The sequence below is a fragment of the Prochlorococcus marinus subsp. marinus str. CCMP1375 genome, from assembly GCF_000007925.1.
Classification (GTDB): domain Bacteria; phylum Cyanobacteriota; class Cyanobacteriia; order PCC-6307; family Cyanobiaceae; genus Prochlorococcus_E; species Prochlorococcus_E marinus.
In genome coordinates this window covers 1,375,910-1,394,010 of record NC_005042.1, presented here as the reverse complement: position 1 = coordinate 1,394,010, position 18,101 = coordinate 1,375,910, and the positions used below count along the sequence as shown (strand labels likewise).

At 38.3% G+C, this 18,101-nt stretch carries 23 protein-coding genes and 1 pseudogene; 6 read left to right on the top strand and 18 right to left on the bottom strand.

Annotation, left to right across the window (positions count from 1 at the left end):
- Positions 1-273: 273 nt before the first annotated feature.
- From PRO_RS07435 to PRO_RS07425, 3 genes are all read right to left on the bottom strand, one after another.
- On the bottom strand, positions 274-2,055 hold the full coding sequence (locus PRO_RS07435; protein ID WP_011125672.1) for a gamma-glutamyltransferase family protein: 1,782 nt from the start codon (positions 2,053-2,055) through the stop codon (positions 274-276).
- A 49-nt stretch (positions 2,056-2,104) separates the two neighbouring features.
- A complete protein-coding gene (locus tag PRO_RS07430) occupies positions 2,105-3,805 on the bottom strand; it encodes a protein adenylyltransferase SelO (protein WP_011125671.1) in 1,701 nt (566 codons plus the stop codon).
- A gap of 198 nt (positions 3,806-4,003) precedes the next feature.
- Positions 4,004-4,177 (bottom strand): hypothetical protein, encoded by a 174-nt coding sequence (locus PRO_RS07425; RefSeq protein ID WP_164923245.1) that lies wholly within the window; start codon positions 4,175-4,177, stop codon positions 4,004-4,006.
- Positions 4,178-4,262: 85 nt separating this feature from the next.
- On the opposite strand from PRO_RS07425, the gene PRO_RS07420 reads away from it, so the two are divergent.
- Entirely contained in the window at positions 4,263-4,520 is a 258-nt protein-coding gene (locus tag PRO_RS07420; protein WP_036896479.1) for a hypothetical protein, read from the top strand.
- A 75-nt stretch (positions 4,521-4,595) separates the two neighbouring features.
- On the opposite strand, the gene PRO_RS07415 is transcribed toward PRO_RS07420, so the two are convergent.
- The 8 genes and pseudogenes from PRO_RS07415 to PRO_RS07395 form a co-directional block, all read right to left on the bottom strand.
- Positions 4,596-4,751, bottom strand: coding sequence for a hypothetical protein (locus PRO_RS07415; protein ID WP_164923244.1), 156 nt, complete (start codon positions 4,749-4,751; stop codon positions 4,596-4,598).
- 244 nt (positions 4,752-4,995) lie between these two features.
- Entirely contained in the window at positions 4,996-5,124 is a 129-nt protein-coding gene (locus PRO_RS09625) for a hypothetical protein (RefSeq protein WP_011125668.1), read from the bottom strand.
- A gap of 117 nt (positions 5,125-5,241) precedes the next feature.
- On the bottom strand, positions 5,242-5,418 hold the full coding sequence (locus PRO_RS09470; protein ID WP_011125667.1) for a hypothetical protein: 177 nt from the start codon (positions 5,416-5,418) through the stop codon (positions 5,242-5,244).
- Positions 5,419-5,879: 461 nt separating this feature from the next.
- Positions 5,880-5,993: pseudogene (locus PRO_RS07410) on the bottom strand (high light inducible protein); the annotation flags it as partial.
- A 96-nt stretch (positions 5,994-6,089) separates the two neighbouring features.
- The gene (locus PRO_RS09465) at positions 6,090-6,263 is read right to left on the bottom strand and encodes a hypothetical protein (protein WP_011125665.1); all 174 of its coding nucleotides are present in this window, start codon (positions 6,261-6,263) and stop codon (positions 6,090-6,092) included.
- Positions 6,264-6,355: 92 nt separating this feature from the next.
- Positions 6,356-6,463: a high light inducible protein gene (locus PRO_RS07405; RefSeq protein WP_011125327.1), complete on the bottom strand. Its 108-nt coding sequence runs from the start codon at positions 6,461-6,463 to the stop codon at positions 6,356-6,358.
- A 33-nt stretch (positions 6,464-6,496) separates the two neighbouring features.
- On the bottom strand, positions 6,497-6,640 hold the full coding sequence (locus PRO_RS07400) for a high light inducible protein (protein ID WP_011125664.1): 144 nt from the start codon (positions 6,638-6,640) through the stop codon (positions 6,497-6,499).
- Positions 6,640-6,759: a high light inducible protein gene (locus PRO_RS07395; RefSeq protein WP_011125663.1), complete on the bottom strand. Its 120-nt coding sequence runs from the start codon at positions 6,757-6,759 to the stop codon at positions 6,640-6,642. Before PRO_RS07395 ends, PRO_RS07400 begins: the two co-directional genes overlap by 1 nt.
- A 339-nt stretch (positions 6,760-7,098) precedes the next feature.
- Here PRO_RS07395 and PRO_RS07390 point away from each other — a divergent pair, with 339 nt between their 5' ends.
- Positions 7,099-7,581 carry a hypothetical protein gene (locus tag PRO_RS07390; RefSeq protein WP_011125662.1) on the top strand — a complete coding sequence of 161 codons (483 nt, stop codon included), beginning with the start codon at positions 7,099-7,101 and terminating at the stop codon, positions 7,579-7,581.
- Positions 7,582-8,161: 580 nt separating this feature from the next.
- Here PRO_RS07390 and PRO_RS09460 read toward each other — a convergent pair.
- The 6 genes from PRO_RS09460 to PRO_RS07365 form a co-directional block, all read right to left on the bottom strand.
- Positions 8,162-8,326: a hypothetical protein gene (locus tag PRO_RS09460; RefSeq protein ID WP_011125660.1), complete on the bottom strand. Its 165-nt coding sequence runs from the start codon at positions 8,324-8,326 to the stop codon at positions 8,162-8,164.
- Positions 8,327-8,781: 455 nt separating this feature from the next.
- On the bottom strand, positions 8,782-9,891 hold the full coding sequence (locus PRO_RS07385) for a CobW family GTP-binding protein (protein ID WP_167514388.1): 1,110 nt from the start codon (positions 9,889-9,891) through the stop codon (positions 8,782-8,784).
- 33 nt (positions 9,892-9,924) lie between these two features.
- The gene (locus tag PRO_RS07380) at positions 9,925-10,998 is read right to left on the bottom strand and encodes a WD40 repeat domain-containing protein (RefSeq protein WP_011125658.1); all 1,074 of its coding nucleotides are present in this window, start codon (positions 10,996-10,998) and stop codon (positions 9,925-9,927) included.
- Positions 10,986-12,368, bottom strand: coding sequence for a CobW family GTP-binding protein (locus PRO_RS07375; protein WP_011125657.1), 1,383 nt, complete (start codon positions 12,366-12,368; stop codon positions 10,986-10,988). Before PRO_RS07375 ends, PRO_RS07380 begins: the two co-directional genes overlap by 13 nt.
- Positions 12,365-12,703, bottom strand: a complete 339-nt coding sequence (locus tag PRO_RS07370) for a hypothetical protein (protein ID WP_011125656.1) — start codon at positions 12,701-12,703, stop codon at positions 12,365-12,367. Before PRO_RS07370 ends, PRO_RS07375 begins: the two co-directional genes overlap by 4 nt.
- A 43-nt stretch (positions 12,704-12,746) precedes the next feature.
- The gene (locus PRO_RS07365; RefSeq protein ID WP_011125655.1) at positions 12,747-14,249 is read right to left on the bottom strand and encodes a metal ABC transporter substrate-binding protein; all 1,503 of its coding nucleotides are present in this window, start codon (positions 14,247-14,249) and stop codon (positions 12,747-12,749) included.
- Between the two features lie 83 nt (positions 14,250-14,332).
- On the opposite strand from PRO_RS07365, the gene PRO_RS07360 reads away from it, so the two are divergent.
- On the top strand, positions 14,333-15,034 hold the full coding sequence (locus tag PRO_RS07360) for an ABC transporter ATP-binding protein (protein ID WP_011125654.1): 702 nt from the start codon (positions 14,333-14,335) through the stop codon (positions 15,032-15,034).
- Between the two features lie 16 nt (positions 15,035-15,050).
- Here the strand turns inward: PRO_RS07360 and PRO_RS07355 are convergent, their stop codons facing one another.
- Positions 15,051-15,467: a Fur family transcriptional regulator gene (locus PRO_RS07355; RefSeq protein WP_225866385.1), complete on the bottom strand. Its 417-nt coding sequence runs from the start codon at positions 15,465-15,467 to the stop codon at positions 15,051-15,053.
- Positions 15,468-15,505: 38 nt separating this feature from the next.
- On the opposite strand from PRO_RS07355, the gene PRO_RS07350 reads away from it, so the two are divergent.
- The 3 genes from PRO_RS07350 (at position 15,506) to PRO_RS07340 (ending at position 18,010) form a co-directional block, all read left to right on the top strand.
- Positions 15,506-16,297, top strand: a complete 792-nt coding sequence (locus tag PRO_RS07350) for a metal ABC transporter permease (RefSeq protein ID WP_011125652.1) — start codon at positions 15,506-15,508, stop codon at positions 16,295-16,297.
- A gap of 835 nt (positions 16,298-17,132) precedes the next feature.
- Entirely contained in the window at positions 17,133-17,279 is a 147-nt protein-coding gene (locus PRO_RS07345; protein WP_036892051.1) for a hypothetical protein, read from the top strand.
- Between the two features lie 467 nt (positions 17,280-17,746).
- A complete protein-coding gene (locus PRO_RS07340; protein ID WP_011125650.1) occupies positions 17,747-18,010 on the top strand; it encodes a hypothetical protein in 264 nt (87 codons plus the stop codon).
- Positions 18,011-18,101 lie beyond the last annotated feature (91 nt).

The window sequence follows — 18,101 nt, the reverse complement described above, 5'->3', positions numbered from 1 at the left end:
AATGTTGTAAACCGAAGAAATTGATTCGGTAAATATCACCTAATTCGGTTAATTATACTTTAGTTAGTAATAACCGAAAAGCCTAAATACTTGCGTAAAAGCCTTATGGCAATTTAAACAATGTGTTACGCGTGAATTAAACGAAAAGGAGGATTTTTAAATTAATTCTTAAGTTTGAATAAAAATGTTGAATTGCTTAGATTGCTTTTCATTAGTCAATTTTAATTAGAAGTTTTTTCCTCAGTAGCTTTGTTCTCGCGATAACATGAGATCTTAGTGTTTTTTTTCTACCTGTAAGCTCACTGCTTTCCCTTCTCTTCTTGGGTCAGCAGCCCCGTGCCAACTTCCCTTATGCCATTTGATTAAAGCTATTCCACTGCTAAAAGAACTGTATTTAATTTGGTGTCCAAGACTTCTTAGTCCTTTTTGGATATTGGCCTGAGATTTCGACCAGTTATTACTTTGTTCAAGCACCGTATAAGCAGGCTGGACCGAGAGAAGATTTTGGCTAACTACTTCTTTTGGAGAAAGCTTTAAATCTAGTGCCCCAATTAATGCATTTGTTACGTAATGGGGGATAAGCCATCCACCTGGTGAACCTACTGCCAAAATTGGACGTTCATCACGAAATACTATGACTGGAGACATAGAGCTCATAGGACGCTTATTGGGTTTAATTCGATTGGCAATTGGCTTCCCTGAGACGTTTGATAAAAATGAAAAGTCAGTTAGTTGGTTGTTTAAAACCATGCCTCCAGATAAATGCCTACTCCCGAAGACCGTTTCAACAGAACTTGTGTATGAGGCGACGTTACCATCTAAATCAACTACTACTAGGTGAGTCGTTCCTCCACCGGCTGTACGCGGTTGACTTGCCAAATCCAATAATTCGCTACCTTTTGGCTTCCCTGGTAAAGGGCGAAATGTTGTAGTACTGATTTTGATAGCGTTTGCCCTTTCCCTAATATAGTCCTCTTCTAATAAACCCTTGAGAGGAACTGGCCAATCAATAGGATCTCCTATCCAGTGAGAACGATCAGCATCTGCAAACCTTAGAGATTCTGCTAGAAGATGCCAACGGGTGATTGTGTTATCTGACCAATTTGCCTTTGATAGAAACTCATATGTTCCAAGAGCTTGTAATACAGCAACTCCACCACCACTTGGAGGAGGGAAAGAACATATTTTCCATGATTTGTATTTGCGACAGATAGGGTTGCGTTTTTGGACTTTATAATTCTCTAAATCCTCGTGAGTGATTGTTCTAATTTCTTTATTATTTTTCTGCTGGAGTTGCAGCTCAGTTATAAGTTCATTGGCTACTTTTCCACGGTAAAATTCATTGATGCCTCCCTTGGCAAGGCGGATTAAGGTTGCTGCTAATTTCTTATTGTGAAATGGAATGTTTTGTTTTGGGAGAGAACCATTTGGGAGATAGAGAGATTTAAAAGTTCGACTATGGTTAATTCCTAATGTCTTTGCTAAAGAGATTGATCGAAGAAAGCGAGGACTCGGGATGAATCCCTCCTTGGCAAGTTGAATACTCCTCCTGAAATTAGTCTTCCAAGGTAAACGTCCAAATTCTCGATGTCCTTCCCAAAGTAATGCTGTTGTACCTGGTACACCTATTGCAGAGGGACTTCTAGTTGCTTGTAGCCATGGGACCACTCCCCCATCAGATGTCATCCACATATCCTCTTCGGCTTGAGCTGAAGCAGTCTCTCTGCCATCAAGTGCGTACAAAGTTTTTTTTGCCTGGTCCCAATACAAAAGAAAAGACCCGCCTCCTAATCCTGAACTTTGTGGTTCAACAACAGTAAGCACTGTCTGTGCTGAGATAACCGCATCCATTGCGGTACCACCTTCCTCCAAGGCTCTAAGAGCTGCATCACTTGCTAAAGGATTGGCAGTTACAACTACAGCCTGCCCGCTAGCAGTTGAGACACTTAGTTTTTTTGTATCAATACTCTCTGGTGACTTCCAGTTAACTTGTGCAATTAGTGGTAAAGGAAGTGTGAAAAGAAGAATTAGCCCGAATGGTTTGTACGTTTTCAATGCAAGTTTGAAAAAAGTTTGAACAGAGTTTGACTAGAATTTTGTCTTGTCAAGACGAACAGCTGTAGTGGGATACACCACCGGCGTTAAAGAATTCCTTGGGCTTTAGGCGGTCGTACTTAATCGATACTTCCGATGATTGCTCATCGTAGGGATTCCTGAACACATCCTGTAGCTCCTTGATGAGGCTGTAATCACCTTGTTCAGCTTGTTTGTAAGCTGGTGCTATCAGCCACTCGCGCCAAGTGTATTTGGGATTGATGCGTTTCATCGCTGCCGATGTCATTGCGAGGTCGCCGCAGCTCTTGATGCGATTTTGCCACCGTTGCAGCCAGCTGTTCCATCGCGCATCAACATGTTGTGAGGTTGACTGATAGAAGCTTGGTTTCAATGTTGTGAGTTGATCTGGAATATCAGACAGTTTTCGGAAAAAGATCGTGTAGTCCACTTTGGAGAGAATCATTAGCTGAAGAAGTTCATTCACTAGAGTCGCGTCATAGTGATTAATTCCCAATTTCTTTGCCCACATAGCTTCGATCTCTTGATCCATAGCTTCACTGAATTCGTCTTGAATTTTATCCAGCCTCGCAATTACTTCCTTGTTACCTGTGATCAAAGGTCGTATGGATGCACAAAACATTTGAAAATTGGCTTTTGCAGCAACCGGTTGATTGAAGAATGAGAAATGCTCACCGCCTCCTGTCCAGGGCTGAAAACTGGGATCGAACAGTTCGCAGAACCCAAAGGGACCATAGTCGAGAGTGAAACCGCCCGCGGCACAATTGTCACTGTTGAAATTACCCTGGCAGTAGCCAATCCGCATCCAGTTTGTCACTAGTGATATGAGTCGTCCGCGAAACAAATGTGCCAGTTCGACTACTTGATTAGCGAAGGGAAGATTCGGGTCAATCACCCTCTTGTAGTTCCGCTTGATCAAGTGCTTCACGATCATTTGCAGTTCATTTAGCGAACTATTCTGCGCATTGTTGCGTACGCGACGGGCAAACAGCTCAAGCTGCCCGACACGTATAAAGGATGGGGCGGCGCGTGTTGTGATCGCCGCAGGACTATTTACCAAGATGTCGGGATCTGTGGCCCTAGAATCGTTGGTATACCAGGGTCTGTCAACTGTTTCGGATCTGGATACATACAGTGTTAGAGATCGTGAGGTTGGAACTCCCAGAGCATGCATGTACTCCTGCGCTAGAAACTCGCGTACGCTGGAACGGAGTACGGCACGTCCATCGGCGCCTCGACAATACGGTGTCGGTCCTGCACCTTTTAGTTGCATCTCCCAGCGCCTGCCGTTGAAGAGGCCTTCGAATACGGAAATTGCCCGGCCATCGCCATACCCGTTGCCGGTTCCAAACGGACACTGATGTATGTATTCAGTGCCGTAGATCGACAGTGCATAACCGGTCGCCCAACCAACAGGACGCATTGGATCTTGCGCAACTGAGATGTCGCCTGAAAATAATCTGCGGAATTGTTCGTCTAGGACAAGCTCATTACTTAGCCCAAGTTCGTTAAATAAGATTTTGCTGTGCGCAATATATTCCGGTGCTGGAATAGCAGTAGGGCTCACCGGTACGTAATGACCGGAGAACACTTGACGAGGTTTATGATCATTACCATCGCTTGTCGCTTGAGGATCCGCTTGGAGTGATTCCATCAGTGAATAGTCAGCATGTTGTGAAAACTCAGTAAATGTTCTTGTTGTTGATGGTTCGTACAGGTCTTTCATATGCATTTAAAACTTGCTGGATTTTGCTGGAATAGAACTTTAGTAATTCATTGAGGGCTCTTGACATTACTACTGTGCTATTGCTTTTCGTTGACAATTAGTGAAATTGGACTCATTTTTTTCAAGACAAAGATTTTTAAGAAAACCATCAATGGCAGCCTGATCGCAGGAGCAACTGTTTTAAGTGGCCTTGGAGCTTTTTACTTAATCTTCTGATTCATTTTCTTCTTTAATTGCTTCTTCAAGGAGCTCATTAATGAATTCATTGATACTCTTATTCTCTTCCTTGGCAAAAGTTCTTAGTTTGAAAATGATTTCATCAGTTAATTCAAAGGACATTTCCTCCTCTTGTGGTACTTGCTTATTGTTTTCAATCACATGCAACTAGCCTTATCTAGATAGTCTAGTCCAATAATGCTGATCTATCTGACTATCAATATTTTTAGTGGTTATATTAGCAAAAATGAAAATTACTTTTCAATCTAAAGCAATGGCTACAACAAGAACACAGCTTAATATCAATATTGAACCTGAATTAATGGAGCAGTTGAAAAGAGTTGCTATTAGTTCTGGTCAAACAATCTCAGCATTTGTTTCTGAGACTATTTCTAATAAACTAGAAAATGATTCCCCTAAGGGAATAGAATCAAGGATTTTGTCAGTTGAACAAAGATTGAAATCGGTTGAAGAAAAATGTTTTAGCTCAATTAGTGAATCTTAAGAAAAGAAGCCTCAGATAACTCCCAGTAGTGCTACTAATACTGAGAGCTCAATAATTTGCACTTCGTTCATTGTTTTAAGCTGCCAGATCTCCTCTGAACCCTCTATCTCTGGCTCCTTTAAACCATTTTTTGCTTGAGGGTAATTCCTTCCCTGGATGCAAATGACCTGGTTCTAAATAAGGCTCATTAATACTCGAAGAATCATCAAGAACGGCTTTGTATTGCGCCATTGACAGAATATTCTTTGATGATTTAGAAGCCATAGTTCTTTGTTTTATTAATGATGAGCTAATAGTTAGAATATGGCGTTCAGAATGAACTGTTTCAGCTCAAATGTATTGAAGGGAAGACTTCACTAATTTTTTTCAATCTTTAAACCTGATTGTCTTTTGCTTTTTTTACTAGGCTTTCAAGTTCTTTTATTTGTTTGTTTTGTACGACTTATTTCTTTCAGGCCAAACCATCCTTTCTTTTTTAACTTCTTTGAATGGCAGCATTCAGTGCACCCACATGCAAAGCTTCAATTAGTAAATCAATCAGTTTGGAGTTTTCGAAGCTTTGCCCATTTATTACGGTTGCATTAAGAGGATCAAAAAGTTCCATTCTTTTTAAGCTTTTTAATTATCGATGCGTTCATACAAGATATATAAAGGACTGATCGCAATCATTTTGTAGCACCATGCAGAATCCTTAAATCTACTTGTTTATTAATGCATTACTTTATTGAGCACCTTCTAAGATTGGAATGAGCGTGCCTCCACCTTGATCATCATCGTCATCAATTGAACGAGCAAGAAACTCAAGTGCAACCAGTACTGCCATTGGGTATAAACACCAAAGAATGGCTTGCAATGCTGAGATGTTTTCTATAGATGTTTGTAGCCCGTCTAAAGACATAGTGGTAAATCAAAAAAATGGTTAATGGTAAATTCTTCTTTATGTTGAACGTAGTTGGAATTAGTTCGTAGATCCGTTTCTTGAAAGGTCTCTCCAAAGAACAGCGCCGATGTAAAACAAACCAGCCCATGAGCTCAAAAGAAGTAATGAAGAGAAATTCATAATCCTCCTATATATCCAGCAGTAAAACCAATGAGACAGAAGAAAGAAAATTCAATCAAATCACGAAATGGTGAATTCAGAGCAATAGAAAGTTTTTGAGCCATTGAACGTTTGTTGAAAAAGATGTGAAACCTATAGAGCTGGGAGATTTGAGCGTTGGAATTGATTAAAATCTCGCATTATCCTTATTGACAAGACAAAAAATACTTCACTTCTGCTGAATAAAAAATTGTTAGAAGTAGCTATAAAATTGATATGGCTACTTCAATTATATTTTATTGAAATTAGCAGTCAGTTAATTAGTAAATTCCAGGAATGATCCAGCCGAAAAAACCGTAATTTATTATTAGTGCAAATAAGCCAATCATCGCTAGACGACCATTAGTTCTTTCTGCGATTGTCCAGTAGTTGTTGTTCATTAGAAGTTTGGGATTAATTGATTGTTTAGGAACAAGAGTTTAAGGAGGCGATTGGACTAATTAATTAGAATTAGTATTTTCTCAAAACAGTCAAACCCTGCATCCAAGATGAATCTGACCAGAATCGATGAGTTGACCTAGTTTTAAGGCTGTGACTTGCTCACATCTAGAAAACGTTAATTGTTTTTGTGCAACCCATTGCAATTCATCTTGGGTGATAATTCCAGATGAAATAGATGTTAGAAATAACTTGCCTATTCCCATTTGGAAGCTCCCCAGAATTAGTTAAAAGTGACTTTTTTGTAGATAGCCAAAACAAATTGCTGTAAAGGCTTGAAAGGATTAAATTCCATGATTTAAAAAATCCCAGGAATTATTTGACCTGTGGTTGCATAAGCACCAAAGGCTGCAACAAATCCAAGCATGGCTGCCCAGCCATTGAACTTTTCTGCTTCAGGAGTCATGATAAAAAGTTTTAGTAAGTGAGGTTTAGTTGTTTAGAGATAACCAGGAATGATTTGACCTGTTGCTGAATAAGCGCCTAAAAGAGCAATGACGCCAATTAGAGCAGCTCTCCCATTAATTTTTTCTGCCAAAACTTTGCTGGTTTCGACTTTGGTTGAACTTGTAGAGGTTTTCATTAAAAAGTGCCAGGAATGATTTGACCAGTGACAAGGTATGTGCCTAAAAGAAGGATGAAACCAATCATTGCGGGTCTCCCAAAAGCAATGTCTAGGACTGAGGTGTTAGCTTGATCCATGGAAAGATTGAATAGATGTAACAAAATATAACAGATAATGTTAAGTAGTGTGAAGCTAATCTTTTAGCAGCCTATTGAGCAATGAATGAGACTTCTTTGAGCTCTTTGGGTTGCTTTTGTTCCTATGGTTCGTTTGAAATTGTTTATCTAATAAAACTATTCAGCTTTGACGGGGTGGGTGGGATACCTTTAAAGACGAGGGGTATGAGTTTCCTAAAAGATCAGATGGCGAATACTCTTATTATCAAGAGTCTTTAAATGCTTTAAGTTTGATAGCTCATAAAAGATATATTTTTCTATGGAGCTATCTAGTCTTCACATAGATCTAACAGCATTGAGATGGGAAAGTCTTTGAGATTTGTTGCCTTAGCTGTTCTCCTTTCCATTATTCAATTTACTCCTATGTCTGCAATGGCATGCGTGGAAGGTTTGTCATGGGGAATGGATCTTGCAAATGTAGAAAGCCATCTTGGTGTGTCTTTATCACCAGTAAGGGAGGGAGTCAGTAATGATCTTTTCGAAGTTAAAGATTTTCAGATGAGTGGCTTGCCTGTCAATAGTCTTCTTGTTCGTGTTCCAGAGAAGTATGGGTTAAAACAGCTAGCTTATGAAATGGATTATGAAAATATGACTGAAGTTTTGGCAGGGTTAAGGCATCGTTTTGGGCCTCCAGTTGGGGCGAGCGTTGACATTGATGGCAGATCTCCTCAACAGCAATGGATTTGGCATACTGGGGAAGATGTGGTTACTGCAGTTAAGAGCGAGCAAAGACCATTTATAATTTCTTATCGACCATCACGCCTAGATCCTTCGTTCCTTTGAAAATCTGTAAATATTCTTTAATTGGGGCTTAGAATTTGGCTAATTCCTACCTGGCTTTAATTTTTAACAGTTGATACCCATTAGTTGAATGTCTATTTGCCATGGGGGTCTATGAACAAGAGCGGTTTTTTTAGGTTTGGGTCAATCTTGGACCTTGTAGTTATATTGCTTTTATGATCACCTTTTATATAAACACTTGAATTATTACTAGGTAAGACAATTAGAAGAGTTTAATATTGTTTATTTAAAAATATAATGTGACCCTGAGCATGAATAAACTTTAACTGAATATGACTAAATTCTGGAGACTTTTTACCTCTGACTATGTACAAGATTTTGTGGATACGGTATCAATACCTACCGGTGATGAATTAATAGAATCTTATACAAGTCATCTTGATAAAGAGCTTAAGATTCATAAGGAGAAGATATCCAACTTCTTCTAAAAAAGTCCTTGCTTCTACCAGTTCCTCAAGAGTATGAACCTTTCTATGCCTAATGGTTAAAAATCACCGTGTAGATTCTCTCATTTCTAAGAGTGTAGTTAAAGCTCAGAACCAGTAGATCCGGAAAGAAAGCCTCAATTATTTTTAATCCTATTGTATTCCTCGTGAAGCGCGCCAAGTCTCAATACATCTAAAAACCCTTTAGGACCTTCTATTAGTAGCTTTATATCTGTAGGCTTATGAGCCTTCATCTCTAAGAAGTGTTTTTGCCATGAGGTATCTTTCCAGTTAGTACTCATGTTTTAAGGAAAGAGAATAAAAGGCCTCCAAAGGTAGAAGCGAGTAGTAAAGAGACCATGGCTAAGACAATGATCTTGATAATACTTGTTGGCATATTGTAATTGTAATCCATGTCGGCTATCTTTCATGTCTTCTAATTAAAGAGAAATGCCTACAAAGAAGCAAAATCAACTCGTAGAATAGCTAAGTATGACTCATACTCTAACTATTTCAGGTGGTGTTCCATCTTGGCGGGCTTCTCTTTTCTTAGAGATTTAGATGTTCTTGCCTTTAAGGTGTCTGATTCGAGCAAAGCAGCTGTAAGCGGATAACCCTTAATGACTTCACGAAAATAATAAATACATTCATCAGTGCAGTCGAGTTTTTGCAATAGCTCGAGTTCTTCGTGTATTAATCCATGCTAGCTAGGTATTGGATCTCTCCTCAGTTCTTCTGATTAAGACTAGATTCTAATTTAATGAACTTTATTCTTATGCGTATATGAAATACATGCTTGCAGTTGATTGTATAGCTCATTGTGTTGAAGATTTTTCCCTATAAGCACAATTTTATTTTCTCTTTTACGATGTCTTTTAGTATCATCCAGTGTAAATCTTTTGCCTGATAAATGAAATATATGAGTTAATTCACTTTCTTCAAAGCAAAGTAAACCTTTCGCTCTATATACAGTAGATGGTAATTGATTGTCTAAGAAATTTTGGAATTTTCTCAATGAGAAAGGCAATTCAGATTGAAATGACAATGAAGTAAATCCCTCAATCGATGATTCATCATGCTCATGCTCATGCTCATGCTCATGCTCATGCTCATGGTTATGGTTATGGTTATGGTTATGGTTATGGTTATGGTTATGGTTATGGTTATGGTTATGGTTATGGTTATGGTTATGGTTATGGTTATGGTTATGGTTATGGGCGCTACTATCTTTTGCTAACAAATCTGATTGGAATAGGCCAACACTTAAAAATAGGCCCAAAGGTACATTGCCTTTGATGCTTCTTAATATTCTTGGCTGGTTTTTTATTTCTGAAACTTTACGCTTAATAAATGATATCTTCTCTTCGCTTACAAGATCACATTTATTGATTATCAATATATCACCATATATTATTTGAGATCTTGCAATTTGGCTAGATAAATTTTCATCACAAAAGTTTTCAGCATCAATTAATGTAATTATTGAATCTAATCTCAATCTTTCTGTGGCACTATTAATAGTCATTGCTACTGGTAAAGGGTCTGCTAGTCCAGTGGTTTCAATTATCAAGTACTCTATAGTTTTATTGCTTTCTAATATCTTATTTATAGTGCTCATTAATTCTCCATTGATTGTACAACATATACAACCATTGTTTAGTTCAACAATACCTTGATCTGTTTTTACAATTAAGTCATTATCAATACCTATTTCTCCAAATTCATTAACTAGAATTGCGGTTTTTAATTCACCTTGATTAGTTAAAATATGATTCAAAAGTGTTGTTTTACCTGATCCAAGAAATCCGGTAATAATTGTCACTGGAATATTCGACGTTTCATTCATAGAATTATCTGATTGTGACATTGAATTCTTTGGCAAATTTCTGTAGAAAATAGATCATGAGAAGCCTTTAGGAGATGTTTTGGTGCGAATTTTAAAAGTCCAAACAGTAACCCCTCCTTTTGAATTAACTGCGGCCAAAGCACAGTCATCAGGCCGCCATGCAATTGCGGAGACAAGCTCTCCTGCGTATGCTCCACCAAGTGGGTCACCATCACCATTACTCTTGAGAAACCAAACAAGAACTGAACCATCTCTAGCTCCTGAGGCAAGAAGCATTCCTTGATTGGAAAAAGCAAGACAAGAAATCGATTCAGCATGAAGAGATAATTGTCCAGGGACAGTGCCTTCAGGGCCATTACCTTCAAAGCTCCAAACTGTTATAACATCACTTCCCCCAGTAGCGAGGACTGTGCCACTCTGATCAAATGCTAACTGGCTTGGCTTACCCGGATACCCAGTCATTTCAGAGTCTTGATCAGTTGAGCGTCGCCAGAAATGTACAGAATTATCCTGACTACCGCAAACCACAACATCACCATTAGGACTAAGTACCATAGACACTAGTGAACCTTTCCATTCCAGTTTTTGATTGACCTTGTCACTAACTACGTCAAAAAAAGTTACTCGGCCATAGCATGCAGTTGCTAGTTCATTTGACTTTGACCAAGCGATCGAGCTAATAGTGCTTGGGTGTTCTCCTGATTTCCAATACTCGTGGCCATCAATCCCATATACATGCACTCTGCGAGAAAAGGCTACAGCCAAGAAACGTCCATCTGGTGACCATCTAAGGTGTTCGACCCAACCGTCTCCAAGCTCTATTACGTTAGTTGACTCACCTTCTTCGCCATTCCAAATAAGAGCACGTCCATCCTGTCCTGAAGTTGCAAAAATATCTCCATCTGGGTGTATAGACAATGCGAGTAGGCCTCCTTTATGGACCTCTTTTTTCTGCCAAAGGGGGGTTCCAGATTTACCCTCAAATAAATAAAGTCCACTTGCAACATCACCTACTAAGAGTGCTTTGCCTCCTAAGATCCACCCACAAACTATTCCATAGTCTTCAACTTCAGCACTCCAGCCCTCGTGAAGCATCCCCTGGGGACTAAATCCTTCTACACCAGGCATTTATCAAACTCTCGAGACATTTCTTCTTCATCAAGATTTCTGCCGATAAACACCAATTGATTGCGGCGAGGTTCACTTCCCCACTCTTTATCTGGCTGAGCAGTGAAGAGCATGTGAACCCCTTGAAAAACCATTCGCCTGGATTCGCCCGCATAACTTATAAATCCTTTTGTCCTAAATATATCTACACCTTTTTCTGATAGGAGTCGACTCAACCACTTATTGAGTTTTTCTGGATCGACATCACCTAGTCGCTCGATAGCAATTGAGCCCACTTCATCATCATGTTCATGCTCTGCTACCCAAGTCCGCTCAGTTTCAGGTTGGACCAAAGCCTCGATTTTGCCATTACTTTCAATTGTAGAAATTAAAGTATCAACTCGGGATACTTTGATATCAAATTCCTCTGCTGTGTGCTGGGTGAACAGCCCAATATGAGTAGGGTTATCTAGTTCTAAAAAGAAAGACTTACGCCCATTAGACTGAAGCTGAAGACTGACATGTTTTTCAATTGGGACTGTGCTTCCCGGATGAAGAAGTTTCGCAGAGTCAGCGTAAAGTCTTACGCAAGACTCCGCACCAGCATTAAGAGCCGCTTCGTCAATCCCCTGATCTCCCAGAACTACGAGTGACATAGTGGGATCAGGACCTTCTTCAAGGCTAAGTTCATAACGACCTTTCTCAAGAGAAAAGACACCTGTCCACTCGAATGGATATTCTGGCTCAAGAAAAGTGGGGCGACGCTTTAACACCTGATCTAGATCAAAAGCACTAAGGTTTAGCACAGTATCAATAGACACCTCCGCTTGCTTACTACGCACAACACGAGCCATACGATTCATATCTCGTAGCCGTGATTCAAGAATATCAAGAGATTCATCAGAAACTAAGTCCGTTTTATTTAGGACAAGAACATCTGCGAAGGCAACCTGCTCAGAACTTTCATCACTGCGACCGAGTTGCTGATCAATATGAGCCGCATCAACGAGAGTAACAATGCCATCAAGAGAAAATTCATTACGGATTTCGTCATCCATAAAAAATGTCTGAGCAACAGGGCCAGGATCAGCAAGTCCTGTTGTCTCAACCAACACATAGTCGAATTTATCTCGTCGCTTCATGAGATTGCCCAATACGCGAATCAGGTCTCCACGAACGGTGCAACAAATGCAACCGTTGGACATTTCAAAGACTTCTTCGTCAGCATTAATGACCAGACCCTGATCAATACCTACTTCACCATATTCGTTTTCGATTACAGCGATTCGTTTACCGTGTTCTTCACTCAGAATTCGATTAAGGAGAGTCGTTTTCCCAGAGCCGAGGAAGCCCGTAAGGATGGTGACAGGTACTTTTTGTCCGATAGTCATTTTGTTTTTGTTAAGTCTTTAGTACAATTAGAATTGGTCAAGCTCATATCGATTAAGCAACTTCTATCTATACCCAAGAGTCCTAGAGCCTTTAACTCAAAATCATCGATCTGAGAGTAGTTGTATGGAACTTTTAAGCGTAAAGTTAATTGTCCATTTTCTCTTGCAAGAGAGTGATTAGAAAATTTAAGTTCTTCAATATTTTCCTCAAAATCATTTGAGAGAGTTAACTTTAAGATTTTTTTCTGGTTCCAGGGCAATTGATCCATAAAACTTGCTTGATCTTCCCAGTATTTTTTATAAGTTTTGATACCTTTAAATTCAGATGATGTCATTTGAGTTGAATTTGTAACTTTTAAAGAAGAGGGGGCTTTAAAATTAACGTTTAGTTAAGGTATCCCATCTATTTACGAGTTGATTACCTGCTTTCTTATTGCAGGAACCACCCAAAGAGTTGACGATAGTACAAGTGTTATGAACAGCTACAGAAATCGTGTTTCCTGTTGGCATTAAACCATCAACAAAAATCTGTTGTTTTGCTATAGGGGTAGAGGTTTGTCTGCTTAAGTTTCTCATCAACTTAGAAGGTGGTTTTTGCTCAGAGAACAATACTTTTACATTCTCTCCTCTAAGTTCTGTGATTACTTTTGTAATGTTTTGAGGCCTAAGACTCGATGAATGACCAAGAAAATCTAATAAGCTAATAGTTTTCAAACCAAATGCATCCCCGTAGTATTCCATAGCTTTATGCTTAGAAACTAGCGTCCTTTGATTAGAAGGGATTGTGGCTACTTGTCTTTGAGTCCATTGATCTAAACCTTCTAAAATAGAATTAACAGATTGTGTTCTTTCTTTTAAAACTTTTTTAGTTTCTTTATCAAAGAATGAAATTTTCTTGTTGAGATTTTTAGAGATGACATTCCCTATCTTGATGATGTTATGAGGGTCATGCCAAACATGTGGATCTAGTTTCCCATGATCATGGTGATGATGATCACCGCCTTCATCTGGAACTTGAGCTATCGGTTCAATATCATCGCCTGAAACATCTTTAAAGAAATGTTCATCGGCTTCAAACTCAAAAGGCATATGCTCAGTAAAGAATGCATATTTACCAGCTTTTTTGATTTCTACATTGAATGTTGTGCTGTCTTTTCTCTCATTAAATCTAAGAACATAGGCTTTTTCTTGTGCAACAAGTTTGTCATTATTGCGTTTAACTTCTGAATTTTTGGACTCTAATAATTCTTCAGCAAGCTCTTCTGATGCTTCAATATCCCCAGATTCCAGAATGACCATTTTCATTGCAGGATCCGCATAGCCTCCATCGACTTTTGCAAAAGACCATTGGTATGTTCCTCGTAGAAGTTCAAAGACACCAGCCCATTCAAAGGCTTCGTCTCCATGGTCATCATGTTTAGCAGATGAATGATCATCGTGGTCGTCATGATCGTCGTGGTCATCATGTTTAGCAGATGAATGATCAGCATGGTCATCGTGATCGTCAATTTCTATTGCACTTACACCGACAACAACCGTTATGGGATTATCCAGCCATTTTTTCATTGCGGGAGTCATCTCTTGCCCAAGAGTAAAGACTTGCCCTGCATTGCTAAGAATTTGAGCTTGCTTAGGATTAATTTGGAAGTCATGAACATCTTGTTTTCTATCTATTAAGCAAGTAACTGTATTTGAAGGCAGAGCGATTGCAGTAAGCAAGTCACAGACAATTGGTTCTACGGCAACTAATGGCTTGGAATTAGCTTGTACTCCCTCTGAAATTCCAGACAAAAAAACAGCACCAGCTAAAATAGAGGTGTTAATGATTGTTTTGCTAATGGATGATTTGCTTTGCTCTGAACTGGTGAAGCGATTTAACATTATGCTCCAAATTACTTGTATTTTATATACTATAATGATAATCGTTATCAATCTTACCGTTTTGTTAGGGAATGCTTTAATTCATGGCTAGTTTGCTTGCTGAAAATTTGACATATTCCTATTCAGCTGAAAGTAAACCTGTTTTGAATGATGTCTCAATACAGCTCGCTCCAGGAACTTTGACAGCACTTGTTGGTCCAAATGGTGCTGGCAAATCAACGTTATTACGTCTGCTGCAGGGACAAGCTAAGCCAAGAAAAGGCCAGGTCAATGTTGATGGTAAACCCTTAATGGGAGAGTTAGATCAAATTGCTTTAATGCCACAAAGAGGACTTTTAAATTGGAATTTTCCTATTACTGTTGAAGGATTGGTTTCTTTAGGGCGAGTAAATCATTGCAGATCAGCATGTTGTGAATTAGAAGCAGCACTCCAAAGAGTTGGAATATCTGAGCTATCAAAAAGGAGACTTGATTCTTTATCAGGTGGTCAACAACAAAAAGCATTACTTGCAAAAACTTTGATGAGACCTGCCTCAATATTTCTACTTGATGAGCCATGCTCTTCATTAGATCCGCCTACTAGAGAACAGTTTTTAATTATCATTCGTCAATTAGCCGATGCTGGTTTAACACTTTTTGTTAGTAGTCATGATTGGGGTAAGTCTTTAGATGCTTATGACAAGGTTGTCGCTCTGGACAAGACTGTTTTAGCTTCGGGTAGGCCTCAAGAAGTACAAGAAAAACTAGATTCTATTAATTGTATGAGTAATAATTGCTGTGCTTAATAGTCTTCAAATTTCATCAAGACTCTTTTTTCTGAAGGCAATTTTGGCAAAGACCAAAGAACTCCAGAGTATGGAACAAGAGTTCGAATTTTTCAGAGGTTTTCTTGGGTACATTCATTGTGTTTACAGGGCATCCTTCCAAGCGTGTAGTTTCTCCACAATTAACACAAGTTAAATGATGAATATCTCTCTCAACTGGTGTATAGAGAACTTCACCTGTTGGCAGATGCCTAGAACGAACCAACCCTTGTTTTACAAGTACTTGCAAATTTCTATATACAGTTGCCAACCCCATGGCATTCTCACTTTGGTGCAATTGTCTATGCAACTCTTGACCACTCAATTCATCATTACATTTTTTGAGTTCTTGAAGCAATTGCTTTTGCCGTTCACTAATTTCAGGTGTACTTCTATCCATTGGCAAGATCTTCATTTGACCCCTCTTTCTAACAATACTGAATCATTTGCTTGATGTCTTTTGTAAATACAAATTGGTGGATAATCCCCCTTGTTATAACACTATTTTCAGGACTCCTTTGTCCAGCCATGGGAACTATTCTAATTACACATAAGCGATTATTACAAGTCAATTTAATTTCCCATTGTGTTTTGCCAGGCTTGGCATTAGCCCTAGCGCTAGGTGTTCATCCTTCAATTGGAGGAGTTTTCAGCGGTTTGTTGGGATCACTTCTTGCAGAACATTGGACTAATAAACGAAGTCAAAATTATGAAGCTGTTATGAATATTATTCTTGCTGGATCACTTGGCCTTGGCGTTCTCCTTATACCTCTTCTTGGCATCAGAATTGATTTAGAAGCTGTTCTATTTGGTGATTTATTGACAGCAAATTTTGGAGATCTTATCAGAACTTTTTTGGCATTTTTTGTGTTTGCTTGTCTGATGATTTTTGGTTACGACAAACTTGTTTATGTTGGATTAGACCCAGAAGGTGCTAGAGCTAGTGGAATAAAAGTGGATTCTTTAAACTTAGCTCTTGGCTTTACAACTGCTCTTGTCATTGTCAGCTCAATGTCTGCAGTTGGAGTAATTCTTGTTGTTGCTTTACTTTCTACACCAACTTTATGGGGATTAATTCAAGCGCCAAGCTTGTGGGTTGCGATGATCCGATCTGCAATCTTTGGGTTATGCATTTCAATATTAGGCTTTTTTCTGGCATTTCAATTTAACTTATCTCCAGGCCCTCTTATCAGTGTTCTATGTGTTGCTGGATTGGCAATTTTGCCTAGAAAAAATAAGAGTTGATGAATTCATTCCTCAAAGGATATAGAGAAACAAGGTGATTGAATGATGTGTAAGAAAAACCAGCTTTTTCTACTTTTAATTTCTCGAGTGGTTATTCTTTCAGTAAGTATTATTTTTAATATTCCATCATCATCTTGAACTTTAATTAAAGATTTGAATTTCCAGATGGATATTTTACTGGGGGCCTAGATGAGGAAGGTGCCTTTTCATATTTTATTGCTTATCCTGAGTGGCTTTGAGTAAAATTTGTTACCAACGAGACCTTGAATTGATCTAATGTATATGAAATGCTTTACATCTGAATAGCTTTAATAGGCCAATTGAACTAGGTATATGTTGAATTGGCACTTTTACTACTATGGGAAACTACTTTATTCATACTGAATGGTCTTCTCCTCTGAATTTATCTGCTCCAGTATGGGGAGTTATTGCATTGATTGGTTACTTCCTTTTCTGGCGAGTTGCACAAAAGAGATAACTTATACTCTTTCTCTTATACCTTTAGAATAAGGAGTCGCGGAAAGAGATTTTAAATTAAATTCCACTGACCCTTAATCGCCCGCTTTAAAAAGATTAAAAACCTGCAAAAACTTATTTAACATAGAAGTGATTAGAAAGAACACTAAATTATGTATATTTTGACATTATTTTAGTACAAATATCTTTTGAATAAAATGAAACAAATGAATGGATCTAAATAACATTAAAAAGGAATTATATCTTCAAATTAATGTAAAAAATTTTCTTGATAATTCCTTATTATTCAAGAAAGATAGTTGCATGTATATAAATTCATGATTTGGGAAACTCTTCTCTTCATCTAGCTCCTTATCTAATGACGGGAGCGATTTTATTTTTCTTGCTTGGTTCAGTAGCATATGGAATGTACAGTACCTTTGGAGCAGGTTCTAAGTTGCTAATAGACAGCATTGATGAGCATGCACGAATGCATGAATTGGGCATTGCTCACACGCATGACTAAAAAGCATGCATTACCTAAACGATCAATACTTAAGACAAATAAATGAATCAGCTCTTTTTTTTGAGGCTGATTATAATTTTATCGCATTTTTATTGATTGTATTTACAGCCGTTTGGTTGGGATTTTCTTTTTTGATTCTTTTCCTGAGTTTCAATAAGAAAAACTTTCAGCATGAAACTCGTTGAAATGGACAAGGCTGGTCCCTTTTCCTATCTATTTATTTGCTAGTTGATGATATTAGATCTTTGTCATATGAATGAATTAGGAGGAAGATACTATCCTGTGGGTTTTAATTGAACAAGCTTGTATTGGCTGATAGTTCACGCCTAGGTGCATTTGATAGCTGGTGAAATGGTTTAAAATTTTTTGACTTTGTTAGATCGAAAGCAATCTGTTGATAAGAAATGAGAAGCCTTTGCTTAGAAATTAAGAAACATCTTAAATTAATGTGCCTTTAAAGGTAAAAGATGAACATCAACAAAAATACCCTTATAGCTATTGTTGTAATTGCTATAGGAGGAATTGTCCTCTATCAATTCCTATTTAATTTCATATTTCCAATTGCGCTGCTATTTGTTCTTCTATATGTGTTGAAGTTATTGATCAAAGGTTTTGACAACAATTACGAGGTAGGAGATTTCCCTTTTGTTGGAGATAACGATGATTTCTCATCAGACAATCAAATGGTGCCAATTCAACCTGTGGATATTACGTCTGACGAAGAGGTTTAGTTGACGAAGAGGTTGTGTAGTTGACGAAGAGGTTTAGTTGACGAAGAGTTTGTAGTTGACGAAGACAAATTCGAATAGTTACTGAAAAAAT

Excerpts from the sequence above, each read along its gene's own strand:
- PRO_RS07430 (WP_011125671.1), bottom strand. The coding sequence starts at position 3,805 with ATGCATATGAAAGACCTGTACGAACCATCAACAACAAGAACATTTACT.
- PRO_RS07420 (WP_036896479.1), top strand. The coding sequence starts at position 4,263 with ATGAAAATTACTTTTCAATCTAAAGCAATGGCTACAACAAGAACACAG.
- PRO_RS07415 (WP_164923244.1), bottom strand. The coding sequence starts at position 4,751 with ATGGCGCAATACAAAGCCGTTCTTGATGATTCTTCGAGTATTAATGAG.
- PRO_RS09625 (WP_011125668.1), bottom strand. The coding sequence starts at position 5,124 with ATGGAACTTTTTGATCCTCTTAATGCAACCGTAATAAATGGGCAAAGC.
- PRO_RS09470 (WP_011125667.1), bottom strand. The coding sequence starts at position 5,418 with ATGTCTTTAGACGGGCTACAAACATCTATAGAAAACATCTCAGCATTG.
- PRO_RS09465 (WP_011125665.1), bottom strand. The coding sequence starts at position 6,263 with ATGGGAATAGGCAAGTTATTTCTAACATCTATTTCATCTGGAATTATC.
- PRO_RS07405 (WP_011125327.1), bottom strand. The coding sequence starts at position 6,463 with ATGACTCCTGAAGCAGAAAAGTTCAATGGCTGGGCAGCCATGCTTGGA.
- PRO_RS07400 (WP_011125664.1), bottom strand. The coding sequence starts at position 6,640 with ATGAAAACCTCTACAAGTTCAACCAAAGTCGAAACCAGCAAAGTTTTG.
- PRO_RS07395 (WP_011125663.1), bottom strand. The coding sequence starts at position 6,759 with ATGGATCAAGCTAACACCTCAGTCCTAGACATTGCTTTTGGGAGACCC.
- PRO_RS07390 (WP_011125662.1), top strand. The coding sequence starts at position 7,099 with ATGGGAAAGTCTTTGAGATTTGTTGCCTTAGCTGTTCTCCTTTCCATT.
- PRO_RS09460 (WP_011125660.1), bottom strand. The coding sequence starts at position 8,326 with ATGAGTACTAACTGGAAAGATACCTCATGGCAAAAACACTTCTTAGAG.
- PRO_RS07385 (WP_167514388.1), bottom strand. The coding sequence starts at position 9,891 with ATGTCACAATCAGATAATTCTATGAATGAAACGTCGAATATTCCAGTG.
- PRO_RS07380 (WP_011125658.1), bottom strand. The coding sequence starts at position 10,998 with ATGCCTGGTGTAGAAGGATTTAGTCCCCAGGGGATGCTTCACGAGGGC.
- PRO_RS07375 (WP_011125657.1), bottom strand. The coding sequence starts at position 12,368 with ATGACTATCGGACAAAAAGTACCTGTCACCATCCTTACGGGCTTCCTC.
- PRO_RS07370 (WP_011125656.1), bottom strand. The coding sequence starts at position 12,703 with ATGACATCATCTGAATTTAAAGGTATCAAAACTTATAAAAAATACTGG.
- PRO_RS07365 (WP_011125655.1), bottom strand. The coding sequence starts at position 14,249 with ATGTTAAATCGCTTCACCAGTTCAGAGCAAAGCAAATCATCCATTAGC.
- PRO_RS07360 (WP_011125654.1), top strand. The coding sequence starts at position 14,333 with ATGGCTAGTTTGCTTGCTGAAAATTTGACATATTCCTATTCAGCTGAA.
- PRO_RS07355 (WP_225866385.1), bottom strand. The coding sequence starts at position 15,467 with ATGAAGATCTTGCCAATGGATAGAAGTACACCTGAAATTAGTGAACGG.
- PRO_RS07350 (WP_011125652.1), top strand. The coding sequence starts at position 15,506 with ATGTCTTTTGTAAATACAAATTGGTGGATAATCCCCCTTGTTATAACA.
- PRO_RS07345 (WP_036892051.1), top strand. The coding sequence starts at position 17,133 with ATGACGGGAGCGATTTTATTTTTCTTGCTTGGTTCAGTAGCATATGGA.
- PRO_RS07340 (WP_011125650.1), top strand. The coding sequence starts at position 17,747 with ATGAACATCAACAAAAATACCCTTATAGCTATTGTTGTAATTGCTATA.